20 protein-coding genes are annotated in these 20,644 nt (G+C 69.2%); 3 read left to right on the forward strand and 17 right to left on the reverse strand.

Annotated elements, in window-relative coordinates:
- Positions 1-133 precede the first annotated feature (133 nt).
- The 7 genes from AC069I_RS12855 to AC069I_RS12885 form a co-directional block, all read right to left on the reverse strand.
- Positions 134-1,750 (reverse strand): peptide ABC transporter substrate-binding protein, encoded by a 1,617-nt coding sequence (locus tag AC069I_RS12855; protein ID WP_478225536.1) that lies wholly within the window; start codon positions 1,748-1,750, stop codon positions 134-136.
- Positions 1,751-2,008: 258 nt separating this feature from the next.
- Complete coding sequence (locus AC069I_RS12860; RefSeq protein WP_340687039.1) at positions 2,009-2,962, reverse strand: Ppx/GppA phosphatase family protein; 954 nt, start codon at positions 2,960-2,962, stop codon at positions 2,009-2,011.
- A 76-nt stretch (positions 2,963-3,038) separates the two neighbouring features.
- Positions 3,039-4,205, reverse strand: coding sequence for a lytic transglycosylase domain-containing protein (locus tag AC069I_RS12865; protein ID WP_478225534.1), 1,167 nt, complete (start codon positions 4,203-4,205; stop codon positions 3,039-3,041).
- Between the two features lie 183 nt (positions 4,206-4,388).
- Positions 4,389-4,904, reverse strand: coding sequence for a DUF501 domain-containing protein (locus tag AC069I_RS12870; RefSeq protein ID WP_478225533.1), 516 nt, complete (start codon positions 4,902-4,904; stop codon positions 4,389-4,391).
- A gap of 18 nt (positions 4,905-4,922) precedes the next feature.
- Complete coding sequence (locus tag AC069I_RS12875; RefSeq protein ID WP_091598626.1) at positions 4,923-5,285, reverse strand: FtsB family cell division protein; 363 nt, start codon at positions 5,283-5,285, stop codon at positions 4,923-4,925.
- Between the two features lie 186 nt (positions 5,286-5,471).
- Entirely contained in the window at positions 5,472-6,758 is a 1,287-nt protein-coding gene (eno, locus tag AC069I_RS12880) for a phosphopyruvate hydratase (RefSeq protein WP_038508280.1), read from the reverse strand.
- Positions 6,759-6,919: 161 nt separating this feature from the next.
- Positions 6,920-7,408, reverse strand: a complete 489-nt coding sequence (locus AC069I_RS12885) for a VOC family protein (protein ID WP_340687035.1) — start codon at positions 7,406-7,408, stop codon at positions 6,920-6,922.
- A 72-nt stretch (positions 7,409-7,480) separates the two neighbouring features.
- Here AC069I_RS12885 and AC069I_RS12890 point away from each other — a divergent pair, with 72 nt between their 5' ends.
- Positions 7,481-7,894, forward strand: coding sequence for a tetratricopeptide repeat protein (locus tag AC069I_RS12890; RefSeq protein ID WP_125674103.1), 414 nt, complete (start codon positions 7,481-7,483; stop codon positions 7,892-7,894).
- A gap of 30 nt (positions 7,895-7,924) precedes the next feature.
- Here the strand turns inward: AC069I_RS12890 and AC069I_RS12895 are convergent, their stop codons facing one another.
- On the reverse strand, positions 7,925-8,494 hold the full coding sequence (locus AC069I_RS12895) for a helix-turn-helix domain-containing protein (protein WP_219148332.1): 570 nt from the start codon (positions 8,492-8,494) through the stop codon (positions 7,925-7,927).
- Positions 8,495-8,548: 54 nt separating this feature from the next.
- Here AC069I_RS12895 and AC069I_RS12900 point away from each other — a divergent pair, with 54 nt between their 5' ends.
- Positions 8,549-9,469: an NAD(P)/FAD-dependent oxidoreductase gene (locus AC069I_RS12900; protein WP_478265487.1), complete on the forward strand. Its 921-nt coding sequence runs from the start codon at positions 8,549-8,551 to the stop codon at positions 9,467-9,469.
- Here AC069I_RS12900 and AC069I_RS12905 read toward each other — a convergent pair.
- Positions 9,442-10,146, reverse strand: a complete 705-nt coding sequence (locus AC069I_RS12905; protein ID WP_125674106.1) for a lysozyme family protein — start codon at positions 10,144-10,146, stop codon at positions 9,442-9,444. The genes AC069I_RS12900 and AC069I_RS12905 overlap by 28 nt on opposite strands.
- 145 nt (positions 10,147-10,291) lie before the next feature.
- Here AC069I_RS12905 and AC069I_RS12910 point away from each other — a divergent pair, with 145 nt between their 5' ends.
- Entirely contained in the window at positions 10,292-10,702 is a 411-nt protein-coding gene (locus AC069I_RS12910; RefSeq protein WP_125674107.1) for a PPOX class F420-dependent oxidoreductase, read from the forward strand.
- A 63-nt stretch (positions 10,703-10,765) separates the two neighbouring features.
- On the opposite strand, the gene AC069I_RS12915 is transcribed toward AC069I_RS12910, so the two are convergent.
- From AC069I_RS12915 to mfd, 8 genes are all read right to left on the reverse strand, one after another.
- Positions 10,766-11,326: a hypothetical protein gene (locus tag AC069I_RS12915; RefSeq protein WP_478265488.1), complete on the reverse strand. Its 561-nt coding sequence runs from the start codon at positions 11,324-11,326 to the stop codon at positions 10,766-10,768.
- An 8-nt stretch (positions 11,327-11,334) separates the two neighbouring features.
- Positions 11,335-12,708: a hypothetical protein gene (locus tag AC069I_RS12920; RefSeq protein WP_478265489.1), complete on the reverse strand. Its 1,374-nt coding sequence runs from the start codon at positions 12,706-12,708 to the stop codon at positions 11,335-11,337.
- Positions 12,705-13,508: an ABC transporter ATP-binding protein gene (locus tag AC069I_RS12925; RefSeq protein ID WP_478265660.1), complete on the reverse strand. Its 804-nt coding sequence runs from the start codon at positions 13,506-13,508 to the stop codon at positions 12,705-12,707. Before AC069I_RS12925 ends, AC069I_RS12920 begins: the two co-directional genes overlap by 4 nt.
- Positions 13,509-13,525: 17 nt before the next feature.
- Positions 13,526-14,341, reverse strand: coding sequence for a zf-HC2 domain-containing protein (locus tag AC069I_RS12930; RefSeq protein ID WP_478265490.1), 816 nt, complete (start codon positions 14,339-14,341; stop codon positions 13,526-13,528).
- Positions 14,338-14,880: an RNA polymerase sigma factor gene (locus AC069I_RS12935; protein ID WP_478225528.1), complete on the reverse strand. Its 543-nt coding sequence runs from the start codon at positions 14,878-14,880 to the stop codon at positions 14,338-14,340. Before AC069I_RS12935 ends, AC069I_RS12930 begins: the two co-directional genes overlap by 4 nt.
- Before the next feature lie 80 nt (positions 14,881-14,960).
- On the reverse strand, positions 14,961-15,884 hold the full coding sequence (locus AC069I_RS12940; protein WP_478265491.1) for a nucleoside triphosphate pyrophosphohydrolase: 924 nt from the start codon (positions 15,882-15,884) through the stop codon (positions 14,961-14,963).
- The gene (locus AC069I_RS12945; protein WP_478225526.1) at positions 15,881-16,885 is read right to left on the reverse strand and encodes a hypothetical protein; all 1,005 of its coding nucleotides are present in this window, start codon (positions 16,883-16,885) and stop codon (positions 15,881-15,883) included. Before AC069I_RS12945 ends, AC069I_RS12940 begins: the two co-directional genes overlap by 4 nt.
- Positions 16,886-17,040: 155 nt before the next feature.
- A complete protein-coding gene (gene mfd / locus AC069I_RS12950) occupies positions 17,041-20,595 on the reverse strand; it encodes a transcription-repair coupling factor (protein ID WP_478265661.1) in 3,555 nt (1,184 codons plus the stop codon).
- Positions 20,596-20,644 lie beyond the last annotated feature (49 nt).

Here is a 20,644-nt window from a genome sequence, read left to right on the forward strand (position 1 = left end):
GTGGCGCGGGGGTGTCTTAGGAGCTTGTGCAGGGGAGAAACGAGTGGCGCTTTTTGTTCGGGGGGTGGGGGGGGGGTTTTTGGGTTCCCCACCAAAACCCCCCCCCACGACCGCACGGAGCCTGCGAAGTGCGTTACTTCGCCGCGACCTCGATGGACGAGTAGTCCGCGAGCCGACCGAAGTCAAGCTTCACGGTCTTGAGGCGGTTCGACTTGCCGCCGACGCCCTTCTCTTCCCACACGGGGATCTGGGGCAGATCCTTCGCGATCAGATCCTCGGCCTGCTGGTACAGCTTGATCGCGGCCGCCTTGTCGGCGGTCTGGTCCGCCTGGGTCAGCAGCGCGTCGACGGCCGGGTTGTTGTACGTGGAGTCGTTCGACGAACCGGTGCTCTTGTAGCGCGGGTTCAGGTAGTTCTCGATCGACGGGTAGTCGGCGGACCAGTCGGAGCGGCCCATGCCGGTCAGCTGGCGGTTGTTGACGATGCTGCGCCACTGCCCGAAGTCGGTCGCCGGCACGAAGTCGCATTCGACGCCGAGCGCGTTCTTGATGCTGTTGCACGCCGCGACCAGCGGCTCCTTGCGGCCGCCGTCGGCGTTCGACGCGATGGTCAGCTTGCCGGTGTAGCCGGACTTCGCGAAGAACTCCTTGGCCTTCACCGGATCGAACTTGCAGAACTCGCAGACGCCGGGCCGGTAACCCTCGATACCGCGCGACACATAGCCGTCGGCGGGCGCGTAGGTGTCGTTCATGACGGTCTTGACGATCTGCTCGCGGTCGATGGCCAGCGAGATCGCCTTACGCAGGTCGAGGTTGTTGTAACCCGGGACGTAGTACGGGAGGGCGAGCGCGCTGATGCCGAGCAGCTTCCCTTCGACCAGACGCTCACCGAGGTCGGTCTTGTACTTGCCGCCGGCCTTCGCCGCCGGCGGGAGGGCCTCCATGAAGTCGAGGCGGTTGCTCAGCAGATCCTGGTACGCGGTCTCCTGGCTGGTGTAGATGCGGACTTCCAGATCCTTGAACTTGACCTTGTCCTCGCCCTGGTATTCGTCGAACCGCGTGAGCTTCATGTTCTGGTTCGGCGTACGCGAAACGAACTTCAGCGGTCCGTTTCCGATCGGGGCCTTGGCGAACGCCTCCGGGTCGGCGAAGAACTTGTCCGGCAGCGGCGCGAAGGCGAGGTAGCCGATCTTGGTGGCGAACACGGAGAACGGTCCCTTGAGGGTGGCCTGGAACTCGTAGTCGTTCACGACCTTGAGCCCGGACATCTCCTTGACGGCGGGCTCCTTGGCGCTGATCTCGTCGTAGCCCTGGATCTGCTCGAAGAACGACGCGTTCTGCATGCCGTTCTTGCCGTTCGCGCTGTAGTTCCAGGCGTCGACGAAGTTCTTGGCCTTGACCTCGGTCCCGTCGTGGAACTTCCAGCCCTTTTTGATCTTGATGTCGAAGACCTTCGAATCGGTCGTGGTGATCGATTCGGCCATCAGGTTGTACGGCTCGGCGGTGTCGGATTTGTAGCCGACCAGCGCCGAGAAGACCGGCTTGAGGGCCTTGGACCCACCGAGCTCGTTGGTGTTGGCGGGAATCAGCGAGTTCTCCGGCTCGGTGCCGTAGACCGAAACCGACGCGTTGGCGTCGACGGCGCCGGATCCCTTGTTCTCACTGGATCCACCACCTCCACAGGCCGTCAGCAGCAGGGCCGCCGTGGCCACCACCGCCGTCGCTCCCCAGAACCCGCGTGCAGCCCGCATGTCCACTCCAACTCTCGTCGTCGGATAGCGCGGCGAGCGCTGGTCGCGCCCTACCGCCCAGAAGGTGAGACGACGCTATGGGACTGGTGAAGCCGATCACAGTGCGTTGGTGTTGCAAATGGGTGACGGTCTCCCGGACCACCCGGTTAGAGCACAACGTTGGTAGGAACGACGCTGCGCCGAACGGCCCAATCCGGACTGGAGGTCACCGCTTGATCACCTAAAGAAATGGCTTCCTGTAAGAGAAAACTTCGACTGTCAAGCCAACGACAGCGCGATCCCGTCGAGGATGTCGTGCTCGGAGATCACCAGTTCGTCGGGGCCACCGCGTGTGGCGAACTGCTCGGCCAGCACCTGCACGATCACCGAGCCGCCGCCGATCACGTCGACCCGGCCGGGGTGGATCACGGGGTTCGCGGCGCGCGTCGCGTGATCGGCCGTGAGGAGCGACTGCGCGACACGGTCGATGTCGGCGTGGGAGAGCTTCGAGAGGTGGGTGCGCTCGGAGTCGTACTCCGGCAGGCCCTGCGCCACGGCGGTCAGGGTCGTGACCGTCCCGGCGACACCGATCCACGTCTTGGCGGTGGACACGTCCACGACGTCGAAGGCTTCGGTGAGGACCTTGGCGGCCAGCTCACGGGCTTCGGCGATCTCGGCCGCGGTCGGCGGGTCGGACTTCAGCGCGCGTTCGGTGATGCGCACACAGCCGATGTCGACCGACTTGGCCGCGATGACCTCGGCCTGGCGGCCGTCCCAGGTGCCGACCACGAGCTCGGTCGAGCCGCCGCCGACGTCGACCACCACGAAGGGGCCGTCGTCGGGATCCTGCTCGCCGACGGCACCGGTGAAGGACAGGCGCGCCTCTTCGTCCCCGCTGATGACTTCGGCCTCGGTGCCGAGCACCTCACGCGTCATCGCGAAGAACTCGTCGCGGTTGCTCGCGTCGCGGGTCGCGGACGTCGCGACCATGCGGACCTTCTCCACACCCTTGCGGCGCGCGGCGATCGTGTAGTCGGCCAGCGCCTTACGGGTGCGCTCGAGCGCCTCGGGGGCCAGCCTGCCGGTGGCGTCCACCCCCTGGCCGAGACGGACGATCCGCATCTCGCGGTGCAGGTCGCGCAGGTCGACCGTCCCGTCGTGACGGGGGGTCAGCTCGGCGACGAGCAGGCGGATGGAGTTGGTCCCACAGTCGATCGCGGCAACACGAGGCATGCCCCGGAGATTACAGCGGAGCGGAGCTTCTCCGTCGAGGGTGGTGGCGGGGGCATGGATGGACAGTCAACGCCGATCAGGTGGGTTTGGTGCTGGCGCTCCCCGACTGCGTCACCGTCGTCGTGGTTGTGGTCGTCGTCGGAGAGGTACAGGTCGTCGGCGGCGGAGTCGAAGTCGTGGTCGTCGGGCTCGTGCTCGTCGTCGGTTGTGTCTCCGTCACGGTGACCGTCGGGCACTGCGGCATTGGCTTCGAGCTCGACGACGATTTCGAAGAAGACGAAGACCCCGAATTGGTCGGCGGCAGCGAACTCGACGGCGGGGGCGTCACCGAACCGGGCGGCGTCGGCGGCACCGGAGGCGGCGGCACCGACACGGGCGGCGGAGCGGCACCGGCGTTCGGGGCGCCGATCGGCACCTTGCTGTCCGGCGTCGGCAGCACACCGGTGCGGTACGCCTCGGCCCAGATCAGCACGGTGTTCACATAGGTGTCCGAGTTGTTGTAGCGGAACACGGCCGCGCGCAACTGGTCCGGTTTGGACAGATCGAGCCCGCCGGAGCACAGGTACCGGCCCGTGCCCAGCGCCGCATCGAAGATGTTGTTCGGATTGGACTCGCCGTCGCCGTTCCCGTCCGAGGCGTAGCCCTTCCACGTCGACGGGATGAACTGCGTCGGGCCGACCGCGCGGTCCCACACCGTGTCGCCGTCGAATTTGCCGCCGTCGGTGTCCGGGATGGCCGCGAACGGCCCGGCGCCGTTGAGCTGCGGGCCGAGGATCGGCTCGAGGGTGTTGCCCTTAGCGTCGACGTAGCCGCCGCGCGCGTGATTGGACTCGATCCGGCCGATACTCGCGATCAAAGCCCAGTCGATGTGGCAACCGGGCTGTTCGGCGATGAGAATGTCGGCGGCGTTGCGGTACGCGGCGAGCGCGGTGACCGGGATGCCGAGCGGTCCTTCGGGGAGTTCGTCCGCGGGGAGCGGGAGCGGGGTCGGGGCGTTCGGCAGGCTGCCGTCGACACCGATCTGCTGGACGAGCGGGTTCTTCGGGTCGTAGCCGTCGACGAGGGCGACGTTGTCGGAATGGACCGTGCTCGCCGTCGCGGCCCAGCTGCCGGCACCGACGACCGCGGCACCGGCCGGGACGATGGCGAGGACCCCTCCGGTCACCGCGGCTATCGTGCGGTGCCGGAGACAGAGTCTCCGCACATGGCCGGTCACCGCGCCTGGCACGTGCCTCACGCGCATACCTCAGAACCCTCCCGGCGGATCACGACTCGGCGATCCGGTACTTGGCCACCCCGTCAACCCTCGGCTGTGCCCAGCCTGCCGCATACGGTGACCGGTTTCACCCCATTGAGAAGGACCAGTTGGCCGACATCGGGTGAATTAACCCACCTGGAGGAACTATCTGTACATCGCGGGCGGGTGTTACCCCTGGCAGTCGCCGGACGGCCAGCCGTTCGCCTTGAGCAGCTCGAGCGTCTCGTCCCCGAACGGGTTCACCCCGGGGCCGACGGCCAGCGTGTGCGCCAGGTGGACGTGCAGGCATTTGACGCGGCCGGGCATCCCACCCGCGCTGACCTCGTGGCCGAGCGAATCGATGGCGTCGCGTTCGGCGAGATAGCTCTCGTGGGTCCGCCGGTAGGCGGCCGCCAGCTCGGGGTCCTCCGCGAGCCGGTCGGTCATCTCCTTCATCAGCCCGGACGCCTCGAGCGTGCCGACCATCGACGTCAGCTTCGGGCAGGTCAAGTAGTAGAGCGTGGGGAACGGCGTGCCGTCGTCGAGGCGGGGGCTGGTCTGCACGACCGACGGGTGGCCGCTCGGGCAGCGCGCGGCGACGGCGCGCAGCGCACGGGGGGCCCGGCCGAGCTGTTCCGCGATGATCTCGCGGTCGGCGTCGGTCACAGGCTCGTAGGAGGACTTTTCCGTGCTGTTCACACCCATAAGGCTAAAGGGCGCACTTCAGCCGCCCGCGACCTGATCCCACAGCTTCTCGTACCAGGAGCCCGCGGGCACCGGCTGCTGACCTTGCGGCTGCCCCTGCTCGGGCGCCTTGTCTTCGGGGAGCTGCACGATGTACGGCGTCTCGCCGGGCTTCACGAAACCGAACCGTTTACGCGCCTCCGCCTCGATCTGCGCCGGGTCGCTCAGCTCGGCCTTGCGGCCTTCCAGCTGGGTGACGCTCCGCTGCAGTTCGGACTGCAACTGCTGCTGCTCGGTCACCTCGGACTTCTGGCTGAGGTACGTGCGCAGCGGGACGGCGATGGTGAACGCGAGCGCGCACACCACGATCGCCACCACCGCGGCCCGGCGGGTGGTGGACATGCCGAGCACCTTCGCGGCACCCGATGCCCGCTTCGCCGCCAGGCTGCGGCGCAGCCGGGTTCGGGCGCGGACCTCCGTCGTCGTCGTGCGACGGGCGCGCTCCGGTCGGCGGCCCCTGCTGGAGCCGCCGCCGTCCGCGCGCCCGCTACGACGGGTCCGCGCCCTCCCCCGGTCCGCCATCGTTCGTCATCCCTCGGCGCTGAACCGCGGGAACGCGAGGTCGCCGGCGTAGCGCGCCGCGTCGGCGAGGGTCTCCTCGATGCGGAGCAGCTGGTTGTACTTGGCGATCCGCTCGCCGCGCGCCGGGGCGCCGGTCTTGATCTGGCCGACACCGGTCGCGACGGCGAGGTCGGCGATGAAGGTGTCCTCGGTCTCGCCGGACCGGTGGCTCATCATCGACTTGTAGCCGTACGAGGTGGCCAGCGAGATCGCGTCGAGGGTCTCCGACAGGGTGCCGATCTGGTTGACCTTCACCAGCAGCGCGTTGGCGGCGCGGCGGGTGATGCCCTCTTCGAGGCGGTCCGGGTTGGTGACGAACAGGTCGTCGCCGACCAGCTGGACCTTCTCGCCGATCTCGGTGGTCAGCTGGACCCAGCCGTCCCAGTCGTCCTCGCTCAGCGGGTCCTCGATGGACACGAGCGGGTAGTCGCGGACGAGCTCGCCGTAGTAGGCCGACATCTGCTCGGCGCTCTTCTTCGCGCCTTCGAAGGTGTACGCGCCGTCGGAGAAGAACTCCGTCGCGGCGACGTCGAGCGCGAGCGCGACGTCGCGGCCCGGGGCGTACCCGGCCTTCTCGATCGCCTGAAGGATCAGGTCGAGCGCCTCGCGGTTGTTCTTCAGGCTGGGCGCGAAGCCGCCTTCGTCACCGAGGCCGGTGGCCAGGCCGCGGCCCTTCAGGACCGACTTCAGCGAGTGGTAGACCTCGGTGCCCCAGCGCAGGGCCTCGCGGAACGACTCGGCGCCGATCGGCGCGATCATGAATTCCTGGATGTCGACATCGGTGTCGGCGTGCGCGCCACCGTTGAGGATGTTCAGCATCGGCACCGGCAGCACGTGCGCGTTCGGCCCGCCGAGGTAGCGGAACAGCTCCAGCTCGGCCGACTCCGCGGCGGCCTTCGCGACGGCGAGCGAAACACCGAGGATGGCGTTCGCGCCGAGGCGGGACTTCGCCGGCGTGCCGTCGAGGTCGACCAGCTTCTGGTCGACGATGCGCTGGTCGACGGCGTCGGTGCCGACCAGGTCCGGGCCGATCTCGTCCAGGACGGCCGCGACCGCGCGCTCGACACCCTTGCCGTTGTACCGGCCGGTGTCGCCGTCACGCAGCTCGACGGCTTCGTGTTCGCCGGTGGACGCACCCGAGGGGACCGCGGCCCGCGCCAGCGTGCCGTCGTCGAGAGCCACCTCCACTTCGACCGTCGGGTTGCCTCGCGAGTCCAGAATCTCGCGAGCGCCTACCTGCTCGATGAGCGCCACGCCATGCTCCTCATGTGGGTTGTGCCTGCGGTGACCGGGCCCAGCCTAGCCGTCACCGCAGTTCACCCGTTGGAGGCACGCGCCACATCAGCCGTCGACCGGACCTTTCCGACCTTCCTCCCCGCCACCGCCCTCAACGGAGGAGCTTCGCTCCGCGGTACCTACTCCGTGGCTGGTTCGTCCGCCCGGACTTCCTTCCAGCCTGACGGAAGCTCGACGGTGTCGGAGAACTGCTGCCAGAAGGTCCAGCTGTTGCCGCCGATGTCGGAGACGGTGAACACCCGGGCGCCGTAGGGCTGATCCTGGGGCGCGTCGATGTCGGCGTCGTCGCCGAGCGCGGCGCGGACGCGCTCGTACTGCGCGTCGGCGTCGGGGACGTACACGATGTTCAGCTGCCCGACCGGGCCGTCGACGCCTTTCGCCTGCCAGTACTCGGGGCCGACGCCGGCCAGCTGGATCTTGGCCGGACCGGCGCACAGAGTGGCCTGGAACACCTCTCCGGACGCGTCGGCGAAGCGCACTTCCTCGGTGAACCCGAACACTCTGACCAGCCACGCGACCGCCTCGGTGGCGTCGGCGTAGTAGAGGTACGGCGCGAGCCCGAGGTAGCCGGGCTCGTTTTCGGGCCTATCCGCTTCGGCACTGCTCATGGCAGGACAGTCCACCATGACCGTTTCAGCTCCTCGTGAACGGCCCTGCCCAGGCGTATCGTGGAGCGGACCATGATGGATGCCGAACCCGCCCCAGAACCCGGTGAGGACTCGTCCGGTGAGTCTCGGTTCCGCGCCTTCCGACAGGCGGAGGCGCTGGTCGAAAGCCGCAGGCCGCTCGATGCCCTCAAGGCCCTCGAGCCGTTGCTGGAGGACGAAACCGACAAACCGAGTGTTCAGTTGCTGGCAGGCCGCGCGTACTTCCACTCCGCACAGTTGCGGCGGGCCGAACGCGCCTTCACCCGGGTGCTGGAACTGGACCCCACCGATCATTACGCGCGGTTCGTGCTCGGGCGGACCCTCCAGCGCCTCGGCAGGCTGACCGAGGCGCTCGCGCAGATGCGGATAGCGTCGGCGATGCACCCGATCCCGGAGTATCTGGAAGCGATCAGCGAGGTCAGCGCGCGGATCGCGTTGCGCGACTGACCCGGCGGCGAGAGCAAGGGACCTTTGCTCTCACTTCGACCTGGCCCGCAGGTGGGCCCGCTCGCCCTGCTTGCCGAACAGCACCAGCAGCTCCACCGGCCCCGGCCCCGCGCTGCCGAACCAGTGCGGAACCCGCGTGTCGAACTCCGCGGCCTCGCCGGGCCCCATCGTGAAGTCGCGGTCGCCGAGCAGCGCCCGCAGCCGTCCACTGAGGACGTACATCCACTCGTAGCCCTCGTGCGTGCGTTGCACGGGCTCGATGTCCTCGACCGGGATCAACAGTTTGAACGCCTGCGGCTGGCCGGGCTGCGCGGTCAGCGCCCACGCGGTGAACCTGCCGAATTTCTGCGGTTTCATCCGGACCCGCGGGTCGGCGGGTTCGGGTTCGCCGACCAGTTCGTCGAGCGGCACCTGATGCGCCGCCGACAACGTGAGCAACAGCTCCAGCGTGGCCTTCCGGGAGCCCGATTCGAGCCGCGAGAGCGTACTGGCGGAGATCCCCGTCGCCTCCGAAAGCGCGGAGAGGGTGGTGCCGCGCTCCTTGCGGAGCTGCTTGAGCTTCGGGCCGACCTCGGCTAGCCGCCGTTCGATGTCCTCCATGCCTCCAGTTTGCCAAATCGGCAATGAACTTTGCCAATCCGCGCAGAAATCCGGATGCTCGGCACCATGAACAACGAATTCGACGTGGTGATCATCGGTGGTGGCGTCGCGGGTCTCAGCGCGGCCTTGGTACTGGGCAGGGCGCGGCGCCGGGTCGTCGTGATCGACGGCGGCACCCCGCGCAACGCGCCCGCCGCGCACGCCCACGGTTTCCTGACCAGGGACGGCATCCCACCCAAGGAACTGCTGGAAATAGGCCGCGACGAGGTCCGCGGCTACGGCGTCGAGATCGTCGAAGACGTCGTCCACCGGCTGCGGCACGACAAGGCGGTGGAACTGGCGAGCGGCCGGGTCATCCGCGGTCGCCGGATCGTGGTGACCACCGGGCTGGCCGACGAACTGCCGGACGTCCCCGGCGTCGCGGAGCGCTTCGGCGCCGATGTCCTGCACTGCCCGTACTGCCACGGCTGGGAGGTGCGCGATCAGCGTTTCGGCGTGCTCGCCACCTCCGAGAAGTCGGTCCACCAGGCGCTGATCGTCTGGCAGTGGAGCAAGGACCTGACCTTCTTCACGCATACGCAGCAGCTCTCGGCCGAAGACCGGGCGAAGCTGACCGGGCTGGGCATCCGGATCGTCGACGGGAAGGTGTCCGAACTCGCCGTCGAAGACGACCGGCTGACCGGCGTCCGGCTCGTCGACGGGGAATTCATCGAACGCGATGTCGTGTTCGTCGGCCCGAAGTTCGTCCCGCACGACCGGCTTCTCGCCCAGATCGGCTGCGCGCGCACCGAAAGCGGCTCGATCGCGGTGGACGCCCAGGGCCGCACGAACGTGGACGGCGTCTGGGCGGCGGGGAACGTCGTCGATCCGATGGCGCAGTTGGTCGTCGCCGCGGGCGACGCCTACCGGATGGCGTCGGCACTCAACTTCGATCTGGTGCTCGAGGATCAGGGCGCGACGCTGGCGTCCGCGTAGGTGTCGGCCGCGCTGAAGACCTCCTGGACGTAGGGCACCGACGGGTTGAACACCCGCATCGACTTCCACCAGCCATCCGGGGTGGCGACGTCGTCGCCGGCTGCGCACAGGTAGCGGGCGGTGGCGAAGGCGGCGTCGTCTAGGTCCTTCGGATCCGGCTGCTTCCCGTCGCTCCTGGCCCGGGCGGAGTGTTTGGCCCAGACGTCGGCCGGGAGCGTGATCGGGCCGGGCCTGCCCTGCGCCGTTTCGACGTGGGAGATCCCGGCGAGGGTCGCCCACGAGAGGTGGCAACCCGGTTTCTGCCGCCGGAGCCACATCTCGGCGCGGCCGTAGGCGGACAGGTCGGCGAAGGAGAGCCGCGTCTTCGCCGCCACCCGTTTCGCCCAGGTTTCGAGTTCGGCCGCGTCGGAAACGGTGGGCCGGTCGGGCGGCGCGGCGAGCCCCGCACGCGGCGTCGCCACGCCAGGCTGGGGCTTCTGGTCGGGAACCGCGAGCGCGGGCTGGGGCTGAGCCGGCGGAGGGGGCTCCTCGCCTCCCGGCCGGTTCACCCCGACGGTCATGATCAGCACCACTCCCGTGAGCACGAGCCCGCCCGCGAAAGCGAGCCTGGGCACGTACGGCGGCAGAGGGCGGGCAGCATGCTCCGGGGCTTCGGTGCTCTGGGCGGTTTCGGCCACCCGGTCAGGTTACTTCGCCACGCTTCCGGGCGATGCCCCAATCGGCTTACGAACCCGACTGACGGTAGAACCGATCGGCGACCGGCAGCTCGAAGCGGGATTACCTCTTGACCTCCAGCTAAGTGGAGATCACACACTGATTCCCATGTTCAGTGAAGCGGAACTCGACTACCTCGCCACCCAAGGTCTCGGGCGGCTCGCGACGGCGCAGCCGGACGGCACGCTGCAGGTCAGCCCCGTCGGTTACGCCTACAACACCGAGACCCGGACGATCGACATCACCGGCTACGAACTGGCGAAGAGCAAGAAGTTCCGGAACGTGGCCGCGAACGGGCAGGCCGCGTTCGTGGTGGACGACATGCCCTCGCAGGACCCGCCGAGGATCCGCTGCCTCGAAATCCGCGGCCGGGCCGAGGCGCTGACCGGCGCCCGCACCCCCGACGGCCATCTCGACGGCGCGGTGATCCGGATCCACCCGTCGCGGATCATCAGCCTCGGTGTCGACGACCCGGACCACGACCCGCTCGACCTCGTTCCGCACAACCGAAACGTCTGACCGGGGAAGGGAAAGGGGCGTTCCTGGCGAATTTCGCCGGGAACGCCCCTTTCTTCGGCGGAGTCAGCGCCGGGCACCGTAGACCGCGTAGGTCCCCAAACCGGCCACCGCGAGCACCACGGCGGTCCACGTGGCTTCGGCGACGCCGGCGGGCTGGAAGGGCCAAGTGATCACCAGGTGCACACTCTCCGTGCCCGATATGGTGGCCCAGGCCACGAACGCGACCGCGAACCCGGCCAGCGGCAACGTCCACCCGAAGGCGCCGCCGAACAGCACCGCGGCGATTCCGGCGAGACCGAGCAGTCCACTCGCGTTCCGCACGATGATCTCCACCGGAACCCGCTCCGCCACCCACAGCCTCGGCAGCAGCACGGCACCGATGCCGAGGCCGCCGATCAGCAGGAGATGCACGACGCGGCGAGGCGCCCAGCGGATCGCGGCGGTCCGGTCGAGATCGATGTCCTGCCCGCCGAGGCCGATGGCGGTCACCGCGATCGCCACCAGCAGCGCCAGGGAAACCGAGAGCTCTGACCAGCGGTCCCACGCCAGGAACCACATCACCGCCATGCTCACGGCCAGCGCCGCGAACGACGCGGGCATGGCGCGCGAGCGCGCGTACAGCACCGCCCACCTCATCGGGCGCCGCCGAGGAGGATGTCGAGCTGGTTGCCCTGGCAGGTCAGGCCCGCCTGCCGCTGCGCGATGATCCGCTCTCGCTGCACATCGGGCGGAAGGGCCCGGAAGGTCTCCCAGTTCCGGAGGACCTCGTTCTTCTTGTCGTCGCTCAGCCACGACCCGTTGAGCATCTCCCACTCACCGAGGAGCCAGCTCGAAGTGATCGACCGCGCGGTGACTTCGTCCATGAAGGACCTGTCGACACCGTGGACGGTGTAGCAGGTCGGCGTCCCGGCGCCGGCGACCAGTGTCCGCGTCATGTCGTCCGAATCCAGGGCCGAACGGACGGACCAATCCAGCAGGTCGACGAAGACGGTGTCCGCGGCGCGCGGCGGTTCCTCGTCGAAGTCCAGCCGACGGTCCATCACCGTGACCTTGACCGGCGCGTCCGGCAAGGTTCCCAAGAGCCGCAAAGCTTCCTTTCCGGGCCCGGCGAGACGGGCGAGTTCGGGCTCGAGCAGGCGGGGAACGCAGACCGGGCCGTCACAGACCAGCGCCGTCGCACGCGGATCGACGGTCGTGGCCTCGGCGTAGGTCGCGGGCAGGACGGGTATCGCGATCACGACCGCCACCAGCGCGGGGACGACGGCGAGTGCCTTCGCCCGCTTGGAGCGGGCCGCCAGCAGAAGGAATCCGGTCACGGCGAGTCCGGCGAGCCAGACCCCCTGCCCGAGATCCACCCGGCTCGCGGTGGTGATGAACGGATCGTTGGTGACGTCCATCGCGGGAGAGAGCGAAGAGACCCAGGCCGGAACAGCGCCCACGAGCACGCTGCCCTTCGACCCGGCGATCTGGAGCACGAGCACGGTCGCGAGAGCGGCGACGGCCACCGCGGGCGCGGTCAGCGGATGCGGCAGCAACCGGCCGATCCCCAGTCCGATCCAGGCGCCGGCGAGCATCGCGAGCGCGCCGACCACGACGATCGGCAGCCAGCCGAAGGTGAAGAACGCGCCGCTGAAGATCACCTGTACGGCACCGACGGCGAAGATCAGCAGGTAGCCCAGCACCAGCAGGCCACCCAGCGCACCGGCGAGTTTCGCCGCCCGGTGCCAAGGGGGCCGTGGCATCGTAGTGAGCAGTTCGGCCATCCCCGAGCGGCTGTCCCGCATGCCTTGGATGGCCCCGGCGCCGATCGCGATCGGCCACAGGAACACCAGGAGAAACCGGCTCCACGCCGCGGCGGGCACCCAGTTTTCGTCCCAGGCGATCGGCGCCTTCGACCACGGCCCACTGAACGAATACAGGAACCCGAAGGCGACCACGAGGATCGCGAGGGTGGCCCAAGGGGCGATGGAACGGCGGAGTTCGGTCCGCAGGACACGCGTGTTCACCAGTTCCCCCTCCCCGGCTCGTGCCCCAGCAGCGCCGAGTAACCGCGCTCGATCGGGCTGTCGCCGACGTACTCCTCGCTCCCGGCCGCGGCCAGCTCGTCCGGCGATCCCTGGAAGACGAGTTTCCCGTTTTCGAACAGGACGACGTCGGTGCAGGCCGTCGCGACGTCCTCGACGAGATGCGTCGAGACGACGACGCAGGCGTCGCGGCCGATTTCCTGAAGGAGATCGCGGAACCGCACACGCTGTGCCGGGTCGAGCCCGGCGGTCGGCTCGTCCAGCAGGAGGATGTCCGGATCGTTCACGATCGCCTGCGCGATCCCGACCCGCCGCACCATGCCGCCGGACAGCGTCTTCATCCGGTCGTCGGCCCGATCGGCGAGGCCGACCCGCTCGATCGACCGCTGCACCGCGGCCGGGATGTCCTGTTTGGACATCTCCTTCAGCCAGGCGATGTATTCGACGAATTCGCGGACGGTGAACCGCTTGTAGAAACCGAAATTCTGCGGCAGATAGCCGATACGGCGGCGCAGGCGGCGTTGATCGGTGAACTCCCCGACGGATTCACCGAGCAGCGCCAGCCCTCCCTCCGCCGGCCGGAGCACCGTCGCCAGTGCCCGGATCAGCGTGGTCTTCCCGGCCCCGTTCGGGCCGAGCAGACCGTGCACCCCCGTGCCGAGTTCCAGATCGAGCCCGTTCACGGCGAACTTGCGTTTGCCGACCCGGACCTTCAGTCCCTCCGCCTTGATCTGCCACGCGTAGGTCGTCGGTGCGACCTCCGCGGCCCCGACAGCACGCATCATGTTCTCCCCTTCGTTCATCGTTCGGATCCGGTGAGCAGGCCGAAGACGCTCCGCCGGAGCACCACCACGACCGCGGTCAGCGCGAAGATCGCGCCCCATACCGGGAGCAGCCGGGGTTCGAGCGCGGTGGCGCGCCCTTGCGAAGCCACCGCGGGCGCCAAGATCACCGCCATCCAGACCCCGGTGAGGACGTAGGCCGCCCGCACCACCCCGATCACACCGCCGAGCGCGAGCGTCCCGGTGGTGAAGGCCAGGCTCGGCAGGAGGCCGAGCCCGAATCCGCCACCGCCGAGCCAGCCCGCGAGGGCCTGTATCGGCAACACGACGGCGAGGACCGCCGTCGTCCGGCGCAGCAACAGGTAGAGCCCGGCCCTCTGCGTGGAAGTGACGAGTTCGTACGCGGGATCGAGCCCCTTGGCCCACGACACCGCGACCCCGAGCACCGGCAGCACCGGTGAGAAGAGCTGGACGAACGAGTAGCCCTTGGACCCGGTGAACCCGAGCGAGTCCAGCAGGAAGCCCAGTGCCGGGATCAGGACGATCATCACCAGCCACGGCAGCATCACCGGCGTCACCCAGGTGTGCAGCCGTCCGGCCCACCGGAACCGCAGCGGGCTCGGGCCCGCTTCGGCGAGCTTCGGCCCCAGTCCGGCCCAGACGTCGTCCACCAGCGCCGACACCGCCGGAAGGCTGAGCGCGGACAGTCTCCCCCGGCATTCCGCGCACGATTCGAGATGGGCTTCGACCGCCCAGACCTCGTCACCGGCCAAGCCGTCGTCCCCGCGGACGTAACCGGCGAGGAGCTGTTCGGACACGTGTTCCTTGTTCACGACAGCGCCTCCCGCATCGCGATCCGAGCCCGCCTGGCACGGGTTTTGACGGTTCCTTCCGGCAGGCCGAGCAGGACCGCGGTCTCACGGACGGTCAGCCCGTCGAGCACCATGGCCTGCAGGACCTGCCGGAGTTCGGGCGCGAGGCGTCGCAGCGCGTCGCCGACGTGGTCGCCGACCGCGCCGGCCAGCGCCTCGTCCTCGGCGGCGGGCGCGACGGTGCTTTCCGCGACCGGCAGCGGCTGCGCGTGCCGCGCCCGGCGGCGGAAGGCGTCGACCAGCCGGCGCGCGGCGATCGTCCACAGCCAGCCCACGGCGCTCCCGCCGACGGCGGAACCGGCGAACGCGCCCGCCGCGCGCCAGACCGCGAGGTAGGTCTCCTGCATCACCTCGGCGACGATCTGATCGTCGGCGCAGCGACGGCGCAGGCGCACGGCCAGCCACGGCGACGTGCGGCGGTAGAGCTCCTCGAACGCCGCGCGGTCACCTTGGGCCGTGCGGCGGACGAGCTGCTCTTCGTCCGGTTCCGTTCCTTTCACATCCGGCAAGACGCCGAGATCGCCGAAACGGTTCTCACTCGATTGTGTCCTGTGTCACAAGACCTCCGTGGAGGCTTCGCTCAGGAATCCGGCCAGAACTTGCGCCAGCCGTCGGCTTCGAGCGTCGTCGGCTCCAGACCGGCGTCGCGTGCGGCCTGCTCGGCGGCCCGGATATCGCGGGCGAACTGCTTCGCGACGGCGCGGAGCTCGCCTTCGGGATCGACGCCCGCGCGGCGCGCGGTCGCGGCCACCCGGAACAGCTGGGCGGCCGCTTCGGAACCGTCGGGGAAGAGGTCGAGCGGGATCCCGGCCCGCCCACTGCGCTGGCCGAGCTTCCCGGCGAGCGCCACGGCGGGCTGGCCGAGCGCGACACCATCCACAATGGACTGGCGGCTCTTCTCGGCCTGCTTCAGTTCTTCCCATTTGAGGTTCTGGTCGCTGACGGTCTCGACCCGGGGAGCGTCGGCGAAGACATGCGGATGACGTCCGACGAGTTTCGCGACCAGTTCGGAAGCGACCTCGTCGATCCCGAACGGATCGTCCGCGTCCTCGACCGCGACGCGCGCGTGGAACAGCACCTGGAGCAGGACGTCGCCGAGTTCCTCGCGCAAGGCGACGCGGTCGCCCTCCTCGATCGCGTCGAGCAGCTCGTAGGTCTCCTCGACCAGGTATTGACGCAGCGACTCGTGTGTCTGGACGGCGTCCCACGGGCATCCGCCCGGCGAGCGGAGCCGGTCCATCACCTCGGCGGCCTCGACCAGCGGCGGAACGGGCGCTTCGATCACGCGCGCGCCCGACCTGATCAGCGCCGCGGCTTTCGGTTCCCTTCGCGAACCGGCGATGAGCACGAGGTCGCGCACCTGCGTGTCACCGAGCGCGGGTACCCCGAAAACGCCTGGATCCACATCGGACGCCGCGTACACGGCCGCGCCGTTCCGCAGGATCGGGAGTGCCACGGCGGGCAGTGTCGCCCCGCGGGCGATCACGACGACGGCAGCGGTCACGGGTTCTGCGGGGCGGCACCGTGCACAGGCAGCACGATGCCCTTCTTCGAAGCTTCGTTGGGCGCGAGGTCCATGTCGACAACATCCCACACGCCGTAGCGCGGGTTCACCTTGAGGTCGACCTGGTCGAGGTCCGGCTGGAGGAGCCGGACACCGATCTTGGCCAGCTGCTGGGCAGTGGGCTGCGCGGCCTGGTCCGACGCGACGGGCTTGTCCGCGGTCCGCTCACGCACCACGACGACGACCCACAGAGGCTGCTGCGGTGTCGGCTTGAAGGCGGCGACGGTGTTGGGTTCGAGACCGAACAAGACGGTGGCCGCGGTCGCGGGCGACTGCATGGCGGGCAGCTTCTGGCCGGTGCCCGCCTGCGTGTCGGAGGTCTGCTGGTCCTGCGCGATCAGCTCGGCGGCCGCGTTCGGCGAGGCGGCGAAGCGGCGGGCCTTCTCGATCGCCTGCTCGCGCAGCTTGTCCGAGTCGCCACCGGTGGCGTCGGTCGAGGAGACCGAGCTGAAATCGAACGTGACGGTGAGCTTGTCCACGTACTTCATCGCGAGCTGGGTCTGCAGCGCCGCGTCGACCAGTGCCTCGCGGTGGTCCCTCACCCGCGCCACGAGCTGCTCGACGCTGAGCTCGGGGTCGTCCTGCGGGTTGGCCTCCATCGGCTTCGCCAGCGGATCGTTCTGCAACGCGTTCACCACGAGGGATTCGTCGACCCCGATGCCTTCCCGCTGAGCGGCGCGCTTGGTGAGGTCGTGCAGGATCTCCTGCCGGACGATTTCGCGGCCGACGAGGTCGAGCTTGTGCTCCTTGGCGAGCTGCTGACCGTACGGGTGCTCACGAACGGCCTTGTCGATCAGCTGCTGCACGCGATCCACCGAAACGGTCCTGCCGTCGACGATCACCGCCGCACCGACCTGCCCGGGTCCGGCGTTGCATCCGGCGAGAAGGAGAGAACCGGCAAGAACCCCGACCAGCGCGCGACGGCGCCCCATGATCCGCATCACAGGGCCTACCCTCTCATACCGGCCCCGGCGAGAGAACCAGGTCGTGAGTCGCGATTCGGGCTCGGCCCATCACGCGAGTTACGCCTCCAAGCACGCGAGTTCCGCTTCCCATCACGCGAGTTACGTCTCCGATCACGCGTGTTCGGAGTTCCTCACGCGACGGGCGCCGGCGACTTCATCAGATTCGTCAGCAGCTTCGCGCACCAGTCCAGCAGCTCCTCGTCTCGCAGCGCCGGGGCGCCCATCCGCCCGCCCGCCGGACCTTCCGTCGGCTTCGGCACGGAGACCGTGTTCGTCACCGCCTTGTAGAGAGCCTTGGGGTACAAGCGCTTCAGCCGCACCATCTGCGAATCCGCCAGCGGCAGCGGCGCGAACCGGATCGACGTGCCCTGGGCGGAGACCTCGGTGACCCCGGCCGCGCGGCAGGTGTGCCGGAACGCGGCGACCGCGAGCAGCCTCCGCACCGGTGCGGGCGGCTGGCCGTAGCGGTCGACCAGTTCCTCGCGGACGGCGTCGAGCCCGGCCTGGTCGGGCGCGGCCGCGATCTTGCGGTACGCCTCCAGCCGCAGCCGCTCGCCCGGCACGTAGTCGTGCGGGATGTGCGCGTCCACCGGGAGATCCACGCGGACCTCGGCGAGTTCCTCCTCTTCGGCGGTCTCCGCGCCCGCGTGACGGCGGAACGCGTCGACCGCTTCGCCGACGAGCCGCACGTACAGATCGAACCCGACGCCCGCGATGTGCCCGGACTGCTCAGCGCCGAGGATGTTGCCCGCGCCGCGGATCTCCAGGTCCTTCATCGCGACGGCCATGCCCGCGCCCAGTTCGGTGTTCTGCGCGATGGTCGCCAGCCGGTCGTGCGCCGTCTCGGTGAGCGGGGCCTCCGGCGGGTACAGGAAGTACGCGTACCCGCGCTCACGCCCTCGCCCGACCCGGCCGCGCAACTGGTGCAGCTGTGCGAGACCCAGCAGGTCACCGCGTTCCACCAGCAGCGTGTTGGCGTTCGAGATGTCCAGCCCGGTCTCGACGATCGTGGTGCAGACGAGCACGTCGTACTCGTTCTCCCAGAAACCCTGGATGATCTTCTCGAGTTTGTCCTCGTTCATCTGCCCGTGCGCGGTGACGACACGCGCCTCGGGCACCAGCTCGCGAATGCGCTTCGCGGCCTTCTCGATCGACGAAACCCTGTTGTGCACGTAGAAGACCTGGCCGTCGCGCAGCAGTTCGCGCCGGATCGCGGCGCCGACCTGTTTGTCGTCGTACGCGCCGACGTAGGTCAGGATCGGGTGCCTGTCCTCGGGCGGGGTCAGGATCGTGGACATCTCACGGATCCCGGCGAGCGACATCTCCAGCGTCCGCGGGATCGGCGTCGCCGACATGGTCAGCACGTCGACGTGCGTCCGCAGCGCCTTGATGTGCTCCTTGTGCTCGACGCCGAACCGCTGCTCCTCGTCGACGATCACCAGGCCGAGGTCCTTGTACCGGATCCCGGTCTGCAGCAGGCGATGCGTGCCGATCACGATGTCGACGTCGCCCGAAGCGAGCTGTTCGAGGATCGCGTCCGACTCGGGCTTCGAGGTGAACCGCGAAAGGCCCCTGATCTTCACCGGGAACGAACTCATCCGTTCGGTGAAGGTGTTGAGGTGCTGCTGCGCGAGCAGCGTCGTGGGCACCAGCACCGCGACCTGCTTGCCGTCCTGCACCGCCTTGAACGCCGCGCGCACCGCGATCTCGGTCTTGCCGTAGCCGACGTCGCCGCAGATGACGCGGTCCATCGGGACGCCGCGTTCCATATCCGCCTTGACCTCGTCGATCGCGGCGAGCTGGTCGTTGGTCTCGGTGAACGGGAAGGCGTCCTCGAGTTCGCCCTGCCACGGGGTGTCCTGGCCGAACGCGTGCCCCGGAGCGGCCTGCCGCGCCGCGTAGAGCTGCACGAGCTCGGCGGCGATCTCCTTGACCGCCTTCTTCGCCTTGGCCTTGGTGTTCTTCCAGTCCGACCCGCCGAGTTTGTTCAGCGTCGGCAGTTCGCCGCCGACGTAACGGGAGACCTCGTCGAGCTGGTCGGTCGGGACGAACAGCCGGTCCCCCGGGTGCCCGCGTTTGGAGGAGGCGTACTCCAGCAGCAGGTACTCGCGCGTCGCGCCGGCGACGGTGCGCTGCACCATCTCGACGAACCGGCCGATGCCGTGCTGGTCGTGCACCACGTAGTCGCCGGCCTTGAGGGCGAGCGGATCGACGGCGTTGCGGCGCCGCGAAGGCATCTTGGTGCTGAAGTCCTTTGTGGACGTTCCGGCGCCGGAACCGCGACCGGTGAGGTCCGATTCGGACAGCACCACGAGGGCTCGCTCCGGCGAGACGAAACCGTCCGAAAGGCCGCCGCACGTCACCGTCACGACGCCGGGTGTCAGCGGACCGGTGACGCCTTCGGCGAGCGACGCGGGCACGTCCCCCGCCGACAGCTGCTCGACGGCGCGAGCCGCCGTGCCGTGCCCGGCGACGACGAGCACCGCCGTCCCTCCCGCGGCCGTGTGCGCGCGCAGGTCCGTCGTCGCGCGCTCGACCTCGCCGCGGTAGTTCGGCGCGGCCTCGATCGAGACGCGGTAGACGTCGGGATCGTCACTGGCCAGCTGAGTCAGCGTCCACCAAGGGCGCTTCGTCTCCTGAGCGTGCTTCGCGATCCCCGCGAGGTCCCGGTACGCGGAAGCGCCGAGGTCGATCGGCGCCTGACCGCCCGCGGCGGCCGTCGTCCAGGACGCTTCGAGGAACTCCTGCCCGGTGCGGACCAGGTCTGCCGCACGGGCGCGGATCTTCTCCGGATCGGCCAGCAGCACGTGCGTGCCCTGGGGCATCGCGTCGGTCAGCAGCTCCAGCTCGCCCTCGCACAGGACCGGGATGAGCGCCTCCATGCCCTCGACGGGGACCCCGCCGGAGAGCTTGGTGAGCATCTCGGTGAGCTGGGCGTCCGCTTCGTACGTCGTCGCCAGCTCGGCGGCCTTCGCGCGCACCGGCTCGGTGAGCAGCAGCTCACGGCACGGCGGCGCGCTGACGTGCCGGATCTCCCCCGGCAGCGACCGCTGATCCGATACCGCGAACGCGCGGATCTCGCTGACCTCGTCGCCCCAGAACTCGACCCGCACCGGATGCTGCGCCGTCGGCCCGAACAGGTCGAGGATGCCGCCGCGCACGGCGAACTCGCCGCGCTTCTCGACCATGTCCACCCGCGTGTAGGCGAGCTCGACCAGCCGCTCGAGCAGCCCTTCGAAACTCTGCTCCTCGCCGACCACCAGGTCGATGGGCGCGAGCGAACCGAGCCCGGGCGCCATCGGCTGGATGAGGCTGCGAACGGTCGCGACGACGACACGCAGGTCGTCGGCGCCCGCTTCGAGCCGGTGGAGCACCTCCAGCCGCCGCCCGACGGTGTCCGCCCGGGGCGACAGCCGCTCGTGCGGCAGCGTCTCCCAGGACGGGAAGTCGGCGACGGCGCCTTCGCCGAGGAAGGACTTCAGCGAAGCGGTCAATTCGTCGGCCTCGCGGCCGGTCGCGGTCACCGCGAGCACGGGGCGGCCGGCGCCCTCGTCCGCGGCGAGGGCGCCCACGACCAGCTGGCGGGTGGCGATCGCGCCCTGGAGTTCGAGCACCGGTGCACCGGCCCGCTCCACGACCCCGCGAAGGGCCGGATCGGGAAGGATGGAATGAAGGAGTCCGGACAATGGAGCGTTTGTCACCGTCCCAGCCTACGTGGGGGCACCGACAGTCCGC

The organism is Amycolatopsis sp. NPDC043885, from assembly GCF_056435685.1.

Excerpts from the sequence above, each read along its gene's own strand:
- AC069I_RS12855 (WP_478225536.1), bottom strand. The coding sequence starts at position 1,750 with ATGCGGGCTGCACGCGGGTTCTGGGGAGCGACGGCGGTGGTGGCCACG.
- AC069I_RS12860 (WP_340687039.1), bottom strand. The coding sequence starts at position 2,962 with ATGCCTCGTGTTGCCGCGATCGACTGTGGGACCAACTCCATCCGCCTG.
- AC069I_RS12865 (WP_478225534.1), bottom strand. The coding sequence starts at position 4,205 with ATGCGCGTGAGGCACGTGCCAGGCGCGGTGACCGGCCATGTGCGGAGA.
- AC069I_RS12870 (WP_478225533.1), bottom strand. The coding sequence starts at position 4,904 with ATGGGTGTGAACAGCACGGAAAAGTCCTCCTACGAGCCTGTGACCGAC.
- AC069I_RS12875 (WP_091598626.1), bottom strand. The coding sequence starts at position 5,285 with ATGTCCACCACCCGCCGGGCCGCGGTGGTGGCGATCGTGGTGTGCGCG.
- AC069I_RS12885 (WP_340687035.1), bottom strand. The coding sequence starts at position 7,408 with ATGAGCAGTGCCGAAGCGGATAGGCCCGAAAACGAGCCCGGCTACCTC.
- AC069I_RS12890 (WP_125674103.1), top strand. The coding sequence starts at position 7,481 with ATGATGGATGCCGAACCCGCCCCAGAACCCGGTGAGGACTCGTCCGGT.
- AC069I_RS12895 (WP_219148332.1), bottom strand. The coding sequence starts at position 8,494 with ATGGAGGACATCGAACGGCGGCTAGCCGAGGTCGGCCCGAAGCTCAAG.
- AC069I_RS12900 (WP_478265487.1), top strand. The coding sequence starts at position 8,549 with ATGCTCGGCACCATGAACAACGAATTCGACGTGGTGATCATCGGTGGT.
- AC069I_RS12910 (WP_125674107.1), top strand. The coding sequence starts at position 10,292 with ATGTTCAGTGAAGCGGAACTCGACTACCTCGCCACCCAAGGTCTCGGG.
- AC069I_RS12925 (WP_478265660.1), bottom strand. The coding sequence starts at position 13,508 with ATGCGTGCTGTCGGGGCCGCGGAGGTCGCACCGACGACCTACGCGTGG.
- AC069I_RS12945 (WP_478225526.1), bottom strand. The coding sequence starts at position 16,885 with ATGCGGATCATGGGGCGCCGTCGCGCGCTGGTCGGGGTTCTTGCCGGT.